Consider the following 16,683-nt stretch of genomic DNA (forward strand, 5'->3'; position numbering starts at 1 on the left):
ATGGGAAAAAACGTTTTGATCATTGGCGGAGGAATAGTGGGACTCTGCTCTGCATATTTTTTACATAAAGAAGGGCATCAGGTAACCGTTTTGGATAAGTCGGATATTACTTCCGGAGCCTCTTTTGTCAACGCTGGATTTATTACCCCAAGCCATATTATTCCACTGGCCTCTCCGGGAATGATTTTAAAAGGAATTAAATGGATGTTTAGTCCAACCAGTCCGTTTTATATGCAACCCAGATGGGATATCGACTTTTTTAAATGGTCCTGGTATTTTCATAAATCTTCCACAAAGGAAAAGGTTGCACTGGCCATTCCGTTAATTAAAGAAAGTAACCTAATAAGTAGGGAACTTTTTACAGCCATTAAAAATTCTGGGGATTTAGGGGATTTTCAGATGGAACGAAAGGGCTTATTAATGTTATATAAAACTGAGGCAGAAGGGGAACATGAAATGCAAGTGGCGGAAAAAGCTTCCTTTTTAGGCCTAGAAGTAAGTTACTTGGATAAGAATACTTTGGATAAATTGCAGCCCCAAGTGAGCATGGATGTTAGAGGGGCTATTCATTATGAGTGTGATGGACATACCACACCAACAGAATTCATGGAGAAAATGCTGGATTACCTAAGACGAAGCGGTGTAATCATCAAGACCAAAGAAGAGGTTAAGGATTTATTGATAAATAACAATCAAATAACCAAGGTAATCACAGACAAGTCTGATTATTCAGCCGATGAAATTGTTTTGGCGGCAGGATCTTGGAGCGAGAAATTATCCAAAAAAATGAGGCTAAAACTCCCCATACAGGCAGGCAAGGGATACAGTATAAACGTACCGCGCCCAACAGGGATTACCATTCCTGCCATTTTAATGGAAGCTAAGGTAGCCGTGACTCCTATGAAGGAGTATACCCGATTTGCAGGTACAATGGAGTTTTCTGGAATAAACGAAATCATTAAAAAACAGCGAGTGGAGGCTATAGCCAAAGCAGTCACTGAATTTTATCCGGACATCGAAATTAACGACATGGAAATAGCGGGTGCAAAAAGTGGGCTTCGCCCAGTTTCTCCTGATGGCTTACCATACATTGGCAAATGCTCCTCCTTAAAAAATTTAACCATTGCCACAGGACATGCCATGATGGGCTGGAGTCTTGGACCGGTTTCAGGACAATTGGTCTCGGAAATAATATCGAACAAAAAACCTGTTATGGATATTGCTGGCTTTTCCCCAAATAGAAAATTCTAGTATTTAATAGTAGAACCATAGCGTAGGTCTCAACATGATGAATCCGCTACAATTTTCCATTCCCCATAAATTCTCTTGAAAATAACCATAAAGGTACCTTTGGCATTTCCTATGTTTCTTGTTAAATGATATTCACCCATAACCCAATAGGCATCTTCATTTATCCTTGTAATATTATGGAGTGTAAAATCCAAAGTACCCGTATGTTCCTCTGTGGGATATCTCTTTATATAATTGGCCAAAGTACTTTGCCATCCCTGAGTTACAGACCCACCACTGAAGAACGTAAGTGAATCCGAATTGACATAGGTCCCCATAAAAGTTTCCAAATCATAACTGGACCATGCCTTTTTCTGAACCTCCATTACGCTTTTTATTGCAGCAATGTCTTCTTGCTCTGAAGTAGGGCTACCACAAGCTGTTAAACAGAACAAAACGGACATAAGTACAATCTCCTTCATGATTTGGAATTAATAGGTTTAGAATGCAAATTAAGATAAAACATCCAACTATTTAAAAGATAGCTACTTGGTTAGTGATCATGAGCCGAAGACTCACCCAATAGATTAAATGCTCCCTTAACAATTACCTGATCACTATCCTTTAATTCACCCATATCTGTTATGGCAATATACCCATTATAGGTATCTCCTGTCTTTACAGCCCTAGTCTCATAAGAATACCCTTCTTTCCCTTCAGAAGACAGAATTAAAACATTTTGGACGTTATCCAGACCAACTACGCTCTCGCTGGGCAAGGCCAAAATACTTTTATTTTCGGTAATAATATCAGCCTCTACAAACATACCAACAGCAAAATTATGGTTTTCATCATCATGCAAATGACCGTGAACCTTTACCGTCCTGCTATTAGCATCAATGGAGGTGCCAACCAAATACACATCGGCTTCGTAATATTCCTCGGAGGCTTCCGAAATCCTAAATCGTATTTTTTGACTTTTCTTAATTTTCATAATGTCCTTTTCGAAAACGGATAATTCCAAATGAATATGATCGGTATTGATAATTTCCATAATTTCATCCGAAGGCGAAACATACATGCCTTTACTAACGTTCACTTTGGTAATACTACCATCTATAGGCGCATAAATGGTTGTCTCCGATACCAATATTCCTTTTTCCACATTTTCTGGAGAAATATGTAGCATTTTAAGTTTTTGTTTCAAACCATTATACCTTGCAAGGTTCCGTTTGTATTCGCTCTCTGCTTTTAAAAAATTCTTTTGTGAAGTTATCTTCTCAGCGAACAGGCTTTTCTGTCTATCAAATTCAGACTTAAGAAAGTTAAGTTGTTCAAAGTTCTCCAAATATTCTTGTTGAATTTGAATAAATTCCGGATTTTCCAAAGTAAGTAATGGTTGCCCTTTTTTCACCTTGTTTCCTATCAATAAAGGAGTTCTTTTTATATAGCCACCAGCCATGGCACTAACTACCGCCTTGTTTTGAGGAGGGACATCTATAGTACCCGAAACCTCAATGACTACGGGAAAATTTTGCTGACTAAGACTTCCCAACTCCATGTTTTCACCTTCAAATTGGGCTTTTGTAATCCTTATGGTATTTTTCAGTTGCGTACTTTCTCCAGCACTTTCAGTTACATTATTTTTAGTGTTTGAATCTCCACAGGCAGAAACATTAAACAAGAGGACTGTTAAAAAGAGGATATATAGTATACGTGACATAATTTTTATTTTATAGGTTTATGAAATTAATTGCAATGACCGTTTGATTATAAGCATTTAGATTCTCCAAATAGGACAGGGTAATATTAAACCCGTTTTCCATACTTTGGATATATTGAAAAAAGTCTATTTCCCCGCTCTGATAACTTAGAGTCGCCGTTTTTATAATTTCATCGGAAAGACCTTGACCCTCGGTCTCGTAATAAGAAAGAACTTCTTGATATTTTTTTAACTGGCCCATAAGGGATTCGTATTTAGACCTAAGCTGTATTCTATAATCCTGTGCTTCGGCCTGAGAAACATCCTTGGCTATTTTAGCAGCCTTTATTTTGGTAGCATTCCCGCTAAAAAACAATGGAATTTTAATGCCCAACTGGAAGCCATAAAGATTGTCCCCCAAAGTGGAATTGGTGCCCTGGTAATAATTGAAGTTCAGATCCGGCAATAAATGCTGTTGTTCGAGAATACTCTTGGCATCGAACATTTTTATTCTGTTTTCAACATAGGTGATACCAACATTTTCCTCAATATTAATATCAATTAATCGAAGTTTTTCCATTGGCAGGGTTTTAACCAATAATACAGAATCTGGCTGCACCGTCTTAATTAGTTGATGATAGGCCAGTTTGGCATCTTCAATAGCTTTTTTATAAAGTGTCTGAAGCTCCATTTGCTTGGCCTGTGCCGTTATTTTCTCCAAATAATTACTTTCGCCCAGCTCAAACCTTCGTTGTGCAGAGTAGGAAAACCGTTCATATAGCGCATTCAATTCACTATAGGTCTTTTCCTTTTGCCTGGCATATTGCAGCTCATGATAATTGGATGCCAATGCCTGTTGCAGAATTTGCTTTTTTAACTCATAGTTGCTACTTTCTATATGATAATTGGCCTTATTAACACCTTTTCCTGCAAAATATACAGTTGGAAAAAGGAAATTCTGCTGTACTCCGAATACCTCCAAAGGTTTGTCGTTAAAAGCTAAGTTATTTTGATCGTAATGGTAGTAGAGCTCTGTCTTGTCAAAATTGAAGGCACTCCCGATCAGTGCCTTGGATTCATCCACTCTCAGGCTTGAAGCTCTTAAACCAGAATTACCCTTAAGGGCCAGAGTACGTAATTCATCATAATTAAGTCCTTCCTCCTGTGCCTGAACTGCTGTGGCACAAACAAAAAATAGGATTACCACGCTTAGGATTTTGGAGTTTCCTTTGGGTTTGATCACTTCCTGCTTATCATTCAAACGAAATATGGAGTAGAGGATAGGCAGTACCACTAACGTCAATATAGTGGCAGTAATGAGACCCCCGATAACCACGGTGGCAAGTGGCCTTTGGACCTCTGCTCCAACATTGGTGGAAATAGCCATTGGCAGAAATCCTAATGCGGCAGCGGATGCAGTAAGTAAAACGGCTCTTAAACGATCTTTTGAGCCTTGGATAATTAACTCATCAGAATTTTTCATACCCTTAAGTTCTAGTTCTTTAAAATGTTCTATTAATACTATTCCATTAAGTACGGCAATACCAAAAAGTGCAATAAAGCCTACTCCTGCAGAAATACTAAACGGCATGTCCCTGACAAATAGCAATAAGATGCCTCCTACGGCAGCTAACGGAATTGCGGAATAAATAATCAGAGCCTCCCTAATAGAATCGAATGCAAAATAGAGCATAATAAGGATAAGGATCAACGCTACTGGGACCGCAATTTTTAAACGGTCCTTGGCACTTTGCAGATTTTCGAACTGTCCTCCGTAAGTAATTGTATAGCCGGTAGGCAGCTTCACATTTGCCTTTATGAGGCTTTGAACATCATCCACAACGGATTGAAGGTCCCTGTTCCTCACATTAATCCCAACCACAATCCTGCGCTTGGTATCATCCCTTGAAATCTTGGCTGCTCCAGTAGTATAGGAAATTTGGGCCAACTCGCCTAAAGGAATCTTACCAGAAAAAGGAGTATCCACATACAAGTTTTTTAAATTGGAGATGTCTTGCCTACTACTTTGGTCCAACCTTAAAGTTAGGTCAAATCGTTTTTCACCCTCAAATACACTCCCCAAGTTAGTACCCGAAAACCCCATTGAGATCAGACCATTCAAGTCGGCAATATTAAGGCCATACCTAGCAATCTTTGCCCTGTCAAATTTTACGTTCATTTGAGGAAGGCCGGCAACTTTCTCGACCATAATATCCGCAGCCCCATCTACATTCTTAATCAGGTTTCTTATTTCATTCCCTTTTTTATTAAGGATTTCCAAGTCTTCACCAAAAATTTTAACGGCAATATCTGCACGAACACCAGTAATAAGCTCATTAAAGCGCATCTCAATAGGCTGGGTGAATTCTACCTCCATCCCTGGGATTACCGCCAGTGCTTCCTTGAATTTATCGGCTAGTTCATCTTTACTCTCTGCAGAAACCCATTCTTTTTTGGACTTCAGGATGATAATAACATCACTTTCTTCCATAGACATGGGGTCCGTAGGAACTTCTGCCGCACCAATTCTAGTAACCACCTGTTTTACTTCCGGAAAATTATCCAAAAGAATCTGTTCTATCCTCGTTGTAATTTCAACAGTCTGGCTCAAGGATGTACCCGTTTTTAAAACGGGTTGAATTACAAAATCCCCCTCATCTAGGGTAGGTACAAATTCGCCTCCCATAGTTGTAAATAAATAAATGGAACTGCCCAAAAGAAAGACAGCTATAGTTAAAACCAATTTTTTCTTTTTCAATGCCCATCTAATAATGGGTTCATAGGATCTATTAAGAAAACCCATTAGGCGAACAGAAATGTTTTTTGGGGATAGGGTAGAAGGCTTGATAAACAGTGAGGCCGCCACCGGAACATAGGTGAAACAGAAAATCATTGCACCTATTAATGCAAAACTGAAGGTAAGGGCCATAGGTTTAAACATTTTGCCCTCTACACCACTTAATGATAAAATGGGAATAAATACGATGAGGATAATCAACTGCCCAAAAATGGCCGAGTTCATCATTTTGGAAGCTCCATTAAATGTAATTTCATTCTTCAAAACCTGTCGGTCCTTAGCCCCAAGCACTTGTAATTGTCCTTTTTTTTCTGTTATTTGAAAGGCTATGAATTCTACTATAATAACCGCTCCATCTATAATTATACCAAAATCTATAGCCCCTAAACTCATGAGGTTGGCATCTACCCCAAAAATATACATCATGGAAAGAGCAAATAATAGACAAAGAGGAATTACCGAAGCCACAACCAAACCTGAACGAAGATTCCCAAGCAGTAAAACCACCACAAAAATGACAATCAAACAGCCTAAAATTAGGTTTTCAGCAACAGTAAAGGTTGTTTTAGCTATAAGCTCACTTCGTTCTAAAAATCCATTGATAAAAACACCTTCGGGCAAGGTCTTGGAAATGGCATCTATGCGTTCATGTACGGCTTCAATGACTTCTTTGGAATTAGCATCCTTCAGCATCATTACCTGTCCTAGAACTTTTTCCCCCTCACCATTCCCGGTAATGGCCCCAAAACGGGTAGCACTACCAAATCCTACCTTAGCAATATCCTTTATATAAATAGGAAGGTTGTTTATGGTTTTAACAGCAATATTTTCAATATCCTCAAGCGAAGTAATAAGTCCTTCCCCACGGATAAAGTAGGCCTGATTTACTTTTTCGATGTAACCACCTCCCGAAACGCTGTTGTTTTTTTCCAAGGCCGTAAAAATATCGGCAGTGGTAATGTTCATAGCATGCAGTTTTTGGGTATTTATGGCTACCTCATATTGCTTTAAATAACCGCCCCAAGTATTCACCTCCACTACACCTGGTATTCCAGAAAGCTGCCTCTTAACCACCCAATCCTGAATGGTTCGGAGATCCATAGCAGTGTATTTGTCCTTATAACCTGGCTTTGTATCCAGAATATATTGATAAATTTCACCAAGACCTGTCGTAATTGGTCCCATTTGCGGAGTACCAAATCCTTCTGGAATCTTCTCTGAAGCAGATATTAATTTTTCGGCAATCAACTGTCTAGGCAAATAGGTGCCCATTTTGTCCTCAAAGACTATGGTAACCACTGAAAGCCCAAATTTAGAAACTGACCGTATTTCAACTACTCCTGGTAAATTTGCCATTTCCAGCTCAACGGGATAGGTTATGAATTGCTCCATATCCTGGGTCGACAAATTTTGCGAGGTGGTAATTACCTGTACTTGATTATTGGTAATGTCCGGCACGGCGCCGATTGGTATTTGAGTTAAGGAAAATAGTCCAAAACCTATAATGAATAGAGTGAACAAAAGAACAATTAATTTATTCTTTACACTGAATTGTATAATATTGGATAACATAATTCTTAGATAAAAAGATTTCAAGCCATTGTAAAACAGCTTGTTAAATAATAATTTGTATCAGTATTGAATTATGCGGCCTTGGGAGGCTGGAAGATATCAGAATTCTGTATCAGGTAGTAAGACTCTTGGTAAAAAAAGTTTGAAGATGTGTCTGCCACTTGTGCAGTCTTAGGCACTGTAAAATCAGCTCCGTTCAGAACAAAGGCCGTAGAGAAATGGGAACAGGTTTGATGATCGAAAGGCAAATTTTCATGATCCTTGTGTTCTTCCCTATGTTCTAGATCATGTTGCTTTTTAAGCTCTCCATAGTGTTTGGAAATAAACACAAATAAATTATCCCCATATTTTTGCTTATGAAATTGGGCGTGCGTTAAAAAATCATCCAATTGGGCAACGTCTACCATATCCAAGTTAAAACTTTGGATAAGAAGTAGGAGTGATATCGCTATGGAAAATATTTTACTCATCTATATTGTAAAGGTAAATATAATTTTTCTTATAAAGTATTTTAACCTCGCCCAAGCTTTGGTTACTATAATAAAAATATTCATTAGCATATTGCCCAAAAGTCCAGCTAAAAAACATAAAAATAATCAAATCCTTCGGTTTGCCCAACAAGATGCCATTTTCCAATAACTGCAGTTTCATATCCGATTTGTGAAGGCGTACGGCCTATATTGGGATGACCAATGGACAAGGGTTAGAGAAAAAGGGAAGTTCAGCCGAAGTATCTGCCCCAACAAGGGAATTTTAAGACCTTTACAAGGGTCCTAAGGTTTTGCATAACACCTATAATGATCTAAAGTACCTGGAGCAAATTCAGGCAATGAAGATAGAATTACAAAAACTTAGAAAAACATGTAAGGATTTGGATGAAAATGAACCTACCGTGGTCGAAATTTTGACCAAGGCTTTTCAATAAAATATGAGTCAACCTAAAATCTGCTGCCTTATTTATTAAAAAACTGTTATTCTATTACCACCAAGGCTTCAATTAAGGCCTCTTTTTTATGCCTACTTAAAGGAATAACCTGTCCATTTATTTCCACTGTAGATCCATTAAAGTTTTCAATCTTTTCAAGATTTACCGTGTAGGATTTGTGGATCCTAAGAAATTTATCTTTGGGCAACTGTTTCGCAAACGCTTTCATGGTAGAGAGAATCAATGTCTTTTTCTCGTTAGTGATGATTCTTACATAATCACCATATGCTTCTATCCATAATATATCATTCATGAATAACTTAGCCTTTTTCAGGTTACTATTAACATAAATATACTCTGGCTTAATCTCCTCTGCATTTTGAAGCTCAAATTTATTAATCGCTTTTTTAATTGAAACATCAAACCGACTTTTATCCAAAGGTTTCTGCAAATAATCCGTAACATCGTAGTCGAATGCCTTCATGGCGTGATTAGGGTTGCCAGAAATAAGGATTACCTGTGGTTTGTGATCCAAAGATTCAAGTAAATCAAAACCATCAAAACCGGGCATTTCTATATCTAAAAAAATCAAGTCTACAGTATTGCTATCTATAACACTTTTGGCGGCCAGGCCATTATCAAATTCGTTAATAAGATCAAGTTTGGAATGTTCCTTTATAATTTTGGAAACCACCCGGCGTTGAACCGAGGAATCATCTATTAAAATGCATTTTAATTTAGTTTTTTTCATGGTCGAAATTTAAACAAACCATCATATGCCATTAAAGTAGACTCATGCCAAATAGCAAAGTTCAGTCCTGGTTTTCTCGCCCCTAACAGGAACAAGAACAACAATTACTCTAATGCCTATGGTTAGTGTTTGGCATCTTATAAGGAACAAATATACAGTATGTTATAATAAAAATAAACCTAAACGATTATAAATTATATATACTGCAAATGTGGATTAAAAATTCAAAATCCACTATCTTATTAAGTCTTTTTATTAGCTTAAATGAGATATTACACTAGAATTCAAAGGGCTTTACCATATTTATCTTAAACTTAAATACAGTGCGGGAGCTTCTTAACTGGTTTTTCATACTACCAGCCTTTTATTCTGACTCATTGAGCAAAAAAAAATAAAATGAATAACAAATTCAACCCAGAATATAGAGGTAAGCCGGCCTATTAGTTGTGATAATTTTCGATTATCTTTATAATGGCACATCATAAATTATAAAAAATATCACCATAATTAATATTAATATCCATAAATGAAAATAAATCAATTTTGGTTAAATCTTACTGTAAGGGATTTAGAGAAAGTGATAATGTTATCAGATGTAATGGATTTTCACCAAACCCCTTGCATAACGAAACTAAACACCTAGGAAGTTTTTTGTTTGTAATAATAATGTTGTAATTCTTTTTCCTGTAACTGTATTCAACAGGTTTCGCCCAAAATTAAATAAACTTATCGAAGGTATTTTACTAGAACTAACAGATTACAAAAACCAATATCATGAAAGTACATCCTTATTTAAATTTTGATGGCAATGCTGAAGAGGCTTTTATTTTCTATAAATCCGTTTTTGGAGGCGAATTTTTGGCCAATATGAAAATGTCAGAGGTTCCAGGAGGTGACAACCTCTCTACGGAAGATAAAAACCGTACTATGCACATAGCGCTTCCCATTGGAAATGACACCCTTTTAATGGCTTCCGATATAATGCCTTCCGTGGGGCCAATACTGCAACCGGGCAGCCAAACTTATGTAATGCTAATAACGGATGGCAAAAATGAGGCCGACCGATTATTCAATGGTCTTTCCAAGGGAGGGAATATTGAAATGGAAATGGCCGACATGTTTTGGGACGATTATTTTGGAAGTTTTATTGATAAGTTTAGCATTCGATGGATGATCAGTTATCCTTTGAAACAATCCAAATGAATCTCTAAAAAATGACAAACATTCTTAAAGTAATCAATTACACAAATTAATCAAATAGTTGAAATTTAGTGTTTTACAGAAAAATATAGTTTTACAAAATATTCATAACACATGTTTAAGAATGGACATAAATCCAAAGGAGCCGAAAATGATGTAACCACCTATATTGCCCATTTCCCTTCTGAGGTACAAGAGGTTCTGGAAGAACTAAGGAGCGCAATAAAAAAAGCTGCTCCTGGGGCAGAAGAGCTGATCAGTTACAAAATGCCAGCTTATAAATTCCACGGAATATTGGTGTATTTCGCAGCCTATAAAAATCATATAGGTTTCTATGCCACCCCTACTGGACATAAAAAATTTGAGAAAGATCTAGCTATATACAAGCAAGGGAAGGGATCGGTGCAATTTCCACTCAACAAACCCATGCCGCTAGCCTTAATTTCTAAAATTGTAAAATTTAGGTTCCGAGAGAATATGGCAAAGGCACAAAATAAATAAGAACACAACAGACAGACCAACCTAGTACTGATCAAAGAAACAAAACAGTTTTCTATTAGACGCCGACAGCCATCTTTAATTCATTTACTGGATTTAAGAAATCTTGCCTTAGGAGTAATAGAAACTTATTTATTCAATTTATAAACTATCAGATTGAACCTTGTTCTATAAGCTACAAATAATTATTTTACTGGCTTTCTCCGCAGTTGTAACCGCACAACACCAGAGAGAGGAGGAACAGCACTACCCAATTTCAGAAGACCATACCTATAGTTTTAAAAAGCCTGATTTTTTTGATATGATAAGGTTTGTTCCAAAAGATATTGTCCAATTTGGCCTGTTTACTTTACAAAGGGAAAACCTAATATGGACTGGTCTCACCATAGCATCTACTGCGGCTATAACACCACTTGACCAGAAAATAACAGATTTAAGTATAGATTTAGGAGAGCCAATAGGATGGGACGAAGATCATTCTTACAATAAATTATTTAGCGTTTTTAGGGTTATACCCAATGATATCAACTCGGCCATTTATTACGTAGGCAATGGAGGAACTACACTTTTATTAAGCGGTGGTTTTTATGTTTTTGGGAAATTATCCAATAATTACAGGGCACTTAATACGGCAAATGAATTGGTTGAAGTGTTATTATCTGTCGGAATTGTTACACAAACCATAAAAAGGTTAACTGGTAGACAAAGCCCCAATAGAGCCATGGAGGCCGGCCACCCAGGGGGACACTGGACTCCTTTCCCCAGTTTTAAGGCATACCAAAACAATACCCCCAATTATGATGCTATGCCTTCTGGACACGTTGCCACCTTTATGGCGACGATAACAGTAATAGCCACAAACTATCCGGAAATACGATGGATCAAACCAGTTGGCTATTCCCTAATGGGAATTATGGCTTTTGAAATGATAAGCAGCAAGGTACATTGGATATCTGATTACCCCTTGGCAATTTTAATTGGTTATGTCATTGGAAAAAATGCAGCCAATAGACGAATCTTCAAAAAAGATAAAGCCGACGTTATTGGCGCTATGAATAAACCAAAAATTCAAACCGATTTTAACTTCAACATGAACTCTCGGCTTACTACTATGGGAATTACATTCAATTTTTGAAGAAATAACACAAGTAACCGTGCTAGGCTTTCGCAATGTTGGGTTTTAGTTTTTATTATGACTTTTTATAGACTAATTTTGAGGTATGATGAAAAATTACATGCTCACTATTTTAATTTGTATTTCCAACATTTTGGGATTTACTTTCCCAATAGGGCTTTTCGCCCAAGAAATTAAAGTTTTCACAGTTCAAGATTTCGACTTAAAAGGCCCCGTTAAATCATGTTTGGTGTCAACCGATTACGGAAAGGAAGAGTACGACTTCAGCGAAGAGGGATTTTTAATCAAGGCAGTTACGCGTTATAGCGATACTGATTACGACATTACATTATATAAGCTAAATGGAAGCGCACTAGTGGAAAAACGCGTTGAAAACTATCGGGATGGGGATTTTGTTAAAAATACTTCCATTGCCAATTTCTATGAACTGGACACCATAGACGGGAAAAAAATCACTGAAAAAATAGTTTCTTACAACAAAGAATTTTTAGATCAATACGAATATCACTACGGAGATGACGGCAAACTCTCAACAATAAAACGGACTAATGACAGCGGCATTGATGAAACAGCTGTAAAATATGAGGCATATAAAGGCGAGTTTACAGAGACTTATTACTTGAATGATATTGTTTTCAAATCCATCAGGACCTCAAAAGTCAAAGGAAAAGATAATACTGTTCACAAATTAATTCTGACGAAGGAATTTTTGAACGACCAACCGCAGAAAGCGCTAGAACAAACCTATAACAACAATAACAAATTGATATCTGAAAAAAAGTTCACATATGATGTAAATCAAAAAACATTTACTCCAAGCGAGAGCAATATCTACACCTACAACCTTCAAGGAATGCTGATCACCTTAAAATCCACAAAAAGCAAGTCAACAACGATTCAGGAATTTATTTACCAATATGACAGTCATGAATCCGGCAACTGGATAAAGCAGATCATTACACCAGACAACACTTACAAAACCAGAAAAATAAAATATTACCCAACACAAGATTCAAAAGAAGTTAAGTCGTAATTCCCGCCAAGACACCTTTTGGCAACGGCAAATGTAATTGAAACAAGCTATGTTAATCCTACTTTTAGTTATTAGACTATAGCTTTAATAAATATACTTCAACATATTGTTATTAAACAAGTTATATTATGTTTAGTTTGTAAATTTAGTTTAAGATAAACATGTATAAATTTAGAAGAAATACGCGCTATTACTTTTAAGCAGAAGGCTTATTTTTTTTCATCCTTATATTCAAAAATTCCACCAACAATGAAAAGGCTATGGCGAAATAAAGATAACCTTTAGGGATAGCTCCAACTTCATTGCCAAAGAATTTTGCATGACTTAGGTGGGCAGCTTCCATGATAAGCATAAATCCGATTAGGATCAAAAAAGAAAGCGCCAGGATCTGCATAGAAGGATGTTTACTTATAAATAACCTAATTGGATTAGCAAAAACCATCATAATTATTATAGAAATAACTACAGCAATGACCATAAGCAACAATGCATCCCCTGGTTTATTACCTATGCCATTAGTCATACCAACGGCAGTAAGAATCGAATCTATGGAAAAAATAAAATCGATTAGGATAATCTGAACAATTGCGTTGGAAAAGCTTACAACCCCCTTCGCATTGATCTGGTTCTCATCATGGTCTGGCATTTCAATTTTTTCATGAATTTCCGAGGTACTCTTGTACAACAGAAAAAGTCCACCAAAAAACAATATTAAGGCTTGCCCACTAATACCCATGTAGACCCAAGAGGTTTCTATATAGAAAAATGGATTTTTAAGGCCAATTAAGAACGAAACGGCGAATAGCAATATAATCCGTTGCACCATAGCCAAAAGCAACCCTAAATTAGTGGCCTTTGCCTGAAGTTTTTTAGGCAGTTTATTGGCGATAAGGGAAATGAAAATAATATTATCTATCCCCAGGACAATTTCCAAAAAGGTTAACGTAAGCAAGGCTACCCAGGCATCTGGACTTGATAGAATTTCAAACATAATTACGGTATTCTAATTGCGGTTCCATTTGATCTTTTGGCACTACCAACAATGTTATACTCAAATGTATATGAATTCTTGGTCGTGGACAAAATCTTCATATGAATAGATTTTTCCTCTGCCATATTCTTTGGGTGAAGCTTTTTAACGATATACTCGCAGTCATTTATCCACCTAACCGAGGAGGTATCTACCTTTCCCTGAAAATAATCCAATTCAATAGAATCATTCCTAACAAAAGTGGTAGTTATATTTTCTCCGGAGATTTCCGCTGTAAAGGAGAATTTTCCATTTTTAAAATCGGCGCAATTTCGTTCTGGCTGGTAACAGGAACAAACTCCGATCAGGAGAATCACCAAACCAATAGTCATATTTTTAGTCATACCGCAAAATAAAGAAATTTGCTAGTGAAATCCTCTAAAAAAATGATAATTCAAACTCCTTTTTCAGAATAAGACTTAAAGCTTCCATCGGTATAAAATATTATAATCTTATCTATAGAAGAGGAGGCCCTAAAAACTTCATTCTTCACAACTTCGTCCATCTGAGATTTAATAGGTGTAGTGGTTTCTGGTTCTCTAGGAAAAACTCCTTCCCCATACAACAGCCAATACAGATCAACATTTGGAAATGCAGCAACTACCTTAAGCACAAATTCCAAACTAGGCTTATTCCTGCCCGCCAAAAGATGGGAGATGCCCGATCGCTGAACCCCAATTGTATCAGCAAATACCGACGCCGATATATCATGGAATCCCATAATTTGATCTATCCTCTTTAGAAATTCTGCAGTGTTCACCGTTGTAATTAGTTTACAACAAAAGTAATCATTCCATATTTATTAATCTAGTTCAAAATATATACATTCATCATTTTATATTAATTAATCACTTTAAATAATGACTAATATATTGTTGATTTATAATTATATAAAATTAAACTATAGTCAAATTTTATTAACAGATTTGGCGAAAGGATTATGACCAGCAAACCACATACCGTATCCTAGCTTATTGTTTACATTTTTTGATAAAATAGTTTACATATGTAAATTATTTTGAACTTACCTTTGTATTCTTTAAACCAAACCAGAGTACCGCACATGCATTTAGATTATGATAAAATAAAAGAGGTATCTATAAAAGGAAGATACATAACACCTAAGGACATTGACCCGTTTTTGATTACGGCTGCCCAAGATTTTTTGACTCAAACCGAGGGAGCATCTTTTGAAGGTCGGGACATTAAAAGCATAACCCTTGGTTCAGGGAAATCTAAAATATTGATGTGGTCACAAATGCACGGGAATGAATCCACCACTACTAAGGCCGTCCTAGATCTGATCAACTTTCTAAAAAAGGATTCCGATCTGGCCAGTTCCATATTAAGGAATTGTACCCTTAAAATTATTCCTATACTAAATCCAGATGGCGCAATAGCCTATACTAGGGTCAATGCAAATAGTGTTGATTTAAATAGGGATGCCCAAGAACGGACCCAACCGGAAAGCGTTGTTCTAAGAAAGGTATATGAGGATTTCAAGCCCGATTACTGCTTTAATCTACATGATCAACGTACCATTTTCAATGTAGGAATCACCTCTAAACCAGCTACTGTTTCTTTTTTAGCCCCAGCGCACGACCCCGAAAGAAGTATTTCCAAAACCCGGGGGATTAGCATGCAAATAATTGTTGCCATGAACCAAGAATTACAAAAGCACATTCCTGGTCAAGTAGGGAGGTATGATGATGGATTCAACAGTAATTGCGTTGGAGATACGTTTCAAATGCTAAACGTACCTACCATTTTATTTGAATCAGGGCATTTTCCGGAAGATTATGATAGAGAAAATACAAGGAAGTATATTTTTATAGCGATGGTTAAGGCTATTGAAGTTATATCTTCCCAAAAAATAGACAACTACTTACAAGCTGATTACGAAGATATTCCGGAGAACAACAAATTGTTTTATGACATCCTAATCAAAAATATCCAAATTCTTAATCTCAAACATAAATCAGGTAGTTGCGCAGGCATCATGTTCGTTGAAACACTGGTAGGTGATAGTATTAAATTTAAGGTGAAATTAGAGGAAATAGGAGATTTACTAGGGAAATTTGGACATAAAAGCTATAACTGCTTAGATGCTAGTGATTTAAATAAATTGAAAGAACAAATTGATCTAATTAAGTTACTAGACTAAAATGGTATATTTTTTTAAAAAACCTAAAAATGTTACGGTTTTCATAAAAAAATGATAGTTTCATTACATTTAATTTGATATTTTATTATTTTTGCATTAAAAATAAACACTAATGGGTAAAGTAAAATTAGACGAAATAGACCATCAAATTCTGGATATGTTAATTGACAATACCAGGACACCATTTACCGATATCGCAAAAAAACTTTTAATTTCTGCAGGAACAGTTCATGTTCGTGTAAAGAAAATGGAAGAAGCCGGTATCATAAGGGGGTCATCACTTACATTGGATTATGTTAAATTAGGGTATGCCTTTATTGCTTATGTGGGTATATTTTTAGAAAAAACTCATCAGACCAAGTTTGTTTTGGAAAGATTGAATCAAATTCCAAATGTTACCGTGGCACATATTACCACAGGGAAATTTAATATCTTCTGTAAAATACGCGCTAGGGATACCAATCACGCCAAAAACATCATTTTTAAAATTGATGATATTGAGGGAATTGACAGAACAGAGACTATGATATCTTTGGAAGAAAGCATAAATGACAAGAAACGTCTTATGCACACCATCTTCAATGAAATGTAATTAATCATAAAAGAAAAAAGTATTAAATATCCCAAGCAGTTTTTGTTTGGGATT

Annotated in this window: 15 protein-coding genes; 7 read left to right on the plus strand and 8 right to left on the minus strand. The window is 36.3% G+C overall.

The features are described from left to right. Positions 1-1,251, plus strand: a complete 1,251-nt coding sequence (locus CWD90_RS05875) for an NAD(P)/FAD-dependent oxidoreductase (protein ID WP_103475007.1) — start codon at positions 1-3, stop codon at positions 1,249-1,251. 29 nt (positions 1,252-1,280) lie between these two features. Here the strand turns inward: CWD90_RS05875 and CWD90_RS05880 are convergent, their stop codons facing one another. The 5 genes from CWD90_RS05880 to CWD90_RS05900 form a co-directional block, all read right to left on the minus strand. After that, positions 1,281-1,712 carry a YybH family protein gene (locus CWD90_RS05880; RefSeq protein WP_103475008.1) on the minus strand — a complete coding sequence of 144 codons (432 nt, stop codon included), beginning with the start codon at positions 1,710-1,712 and terminating at the stop codon, positions 1,281-1,283. A 71-nt stretch (positions 1,713-1,783) separates the two neighbouring features. Further along, positions 1,784-2,953 (minus strand): efflux RND transporter periplasmic adaptor subunit, encoded by a 1,170-nt coding sequence (locus CWD90_RS05885; protein ID WP_103475009.1) that lies wholly within the window; start codon positions 2,951-2,953, stop codon positions 1,784-1,786. Between the two features lie 10 nt (positions 2,954-2,963). Beyond that, entirely contained in the window at positions 2,964-7,301 is a 4,338-nt protein-coding gene (locus CWD90_RS05890; protein WP_103475010.1) for a CusA/CzcA family heavy metal efflux RND transporter, read from the minus strand. Between the two features lie 71 nt (positions 7,302-7,372). Continuing rightward, positions 7,373-7,771 (minus strand): hypothetical protein, encoded by a 399-nt coding sequence (locus tag CWD90_RS05895; protein ID WP_103475011.1) that lies wholly within the window; start codon positions 7,769-7,771, stop codon positions 7,373-7,375. A 501-nt stretch (positions 7,772-8,272) separates the two neighbouring features. Then, positions 8,273-8,977: a LytR/AlgR family response regulator transcription factor gene (locus tag CWD90_RS05900; protein WP_103475012.1), complete on the minus strand. Its 705-nt coding sequence runs from the start codon at positions 8,975-8,977 to the stop codon at positions 8,273-8,275. A gap of 774 nt (positions 8,978-9,751) precedes the next feature. On the opposite strand from CWD90_RS05900, the gene CWD90_RS05905 reads away from it, so the two are divergent. The 4 genes from CWD90_RS05905 (at position 9,752) to CWD90_RS05920 (ending at position 12,843) form a co-directional block, all read left to right on the plus strand. After that, positions 9,752-10,180 (plus strand): VOC family protein, encoded by a 429-nt coding sequence (locus tag CWD90_RS05905; RefSeq protein WP_192877995.1) that lies wholly within the window; start codon positions 9,752-9,754, stop codon positions 10,178-10,180. Between the two features lie 111 nt (positions 10,181-10,291). Next, entirely contained in the window at positions 10,292-10,678 is a 387-nt protein-coding gene (locus CWD90_RS05910; RefSeq protein WP_103475014.1) for an iron chaperone, read from the plus strand. Positions 10,679-10,838: 160 nt separating this feature from the next. Further along, positions 10,839-11,810, plus strand: coding sequence for a phosphatase PAP2 family protein (locus tag CWD90_RS05915; protein WP_103475015.1), 972 nt, complete (start codon positions 10,839-10,841; stop codon positions 11,808-11,810). An 85-nt stretch (positions 11,811-11,895) separates the two neighbouring features. After that, positions 11,896-12,843 (plus strand): hypothetical protein, encoded by a 948-nt coding sequence (locus CWD90_RS05920; protein WP_103475016.1) that lies wholly within the window; start codon positions 11,896-11,898, stop codon positions 12,841-12,843. A 196-nt stretch (positions 12,844-13,039) separates the two neighbouring features. Here CWD90_RS05920 and CWD90_RS05925 read toward each other — a convergent pair whose 3' ends face one another. The 3 genes from CWD90_RS05925 to CWD90_RS05935 are packed head-to-tail and all read right to left on the minus strand — an operon-like array spanning position 13,040 to position 14,633. After that, the gene (locus CWD90_RS05925) at positions 13,040-13,834 is read right to left on the minus strand and encodes a TerC family protein (protein WP_103475017.1); all 795 of its coding nucleotides are present in this window, start codon (positions 13,832-13,834) and stop codon (positions 13,040-13,042) included. A 2-nt stretch (positions 13,835-13,836) separates the two neighbouring features. After that, entirely contained in the window at positions 13,837-14,217 is a 381-nt protein-coding gene (locus tag CWD90_RS05930; protein ID WP_103475018.1) for a DNA topoisomerase IV, read from the minus strand. 50 nt (positions 14,218-14,267) lie between these two features. After that, positions 14,268-14,633 carry a helix-turn-helix transcriptional regulator gene (locus CWD90_RS05935; protein ID WP_239986472.1) on the minus strand — a complete coding sequence of 122 codons (366 nt, stop codon included), beginning with the start codon at positions 14,631-14,633 and terminating at the stop codon, positions 14,268-14,270. A gap of 303 nt (positions 14,634-14,936) precedes the next feature. On the opposite strand from CWD90_RS05935, the gene CWD90_RS05940 reads away from it, so the two are divergent. Continuing rightward, a complete protein-coding gene (locus tag CWD90_RS05940; protein ID WP_103475019.1) occupies positions 14,937-16,037 on the plus strand; it encodes a M14 family metallopeptidase in 1,101 nt (366 codons plus the stop codon). A 112-nt stretch (positions 16,038-16,149) separates the two neighbouring features. Next, positions 16,150-16,629 carry an Lrp/AsnC family transcriptional regulator gene (locus tag CWD90_RS05945; protein WP_103475020.1) on the plus strand — a complete coding sequence of 160 codons (480 nt, stop codon included), beginning with the start codon at positions 16,150-16,152 and terminating at the stop codon, positions 16,627-16,629. Positions 16,630-16,683: the final 54 nt, after the last annotated feature.

The organism is Arenibacter catalasegens (assembly GCF_002909235.1).
GTDB lineage: Bacteria > Bacteroidota > Bacteroidia > Flavobacteriales > Flavobacteriaceae > Arenibacter > Arenibacter catalasegens.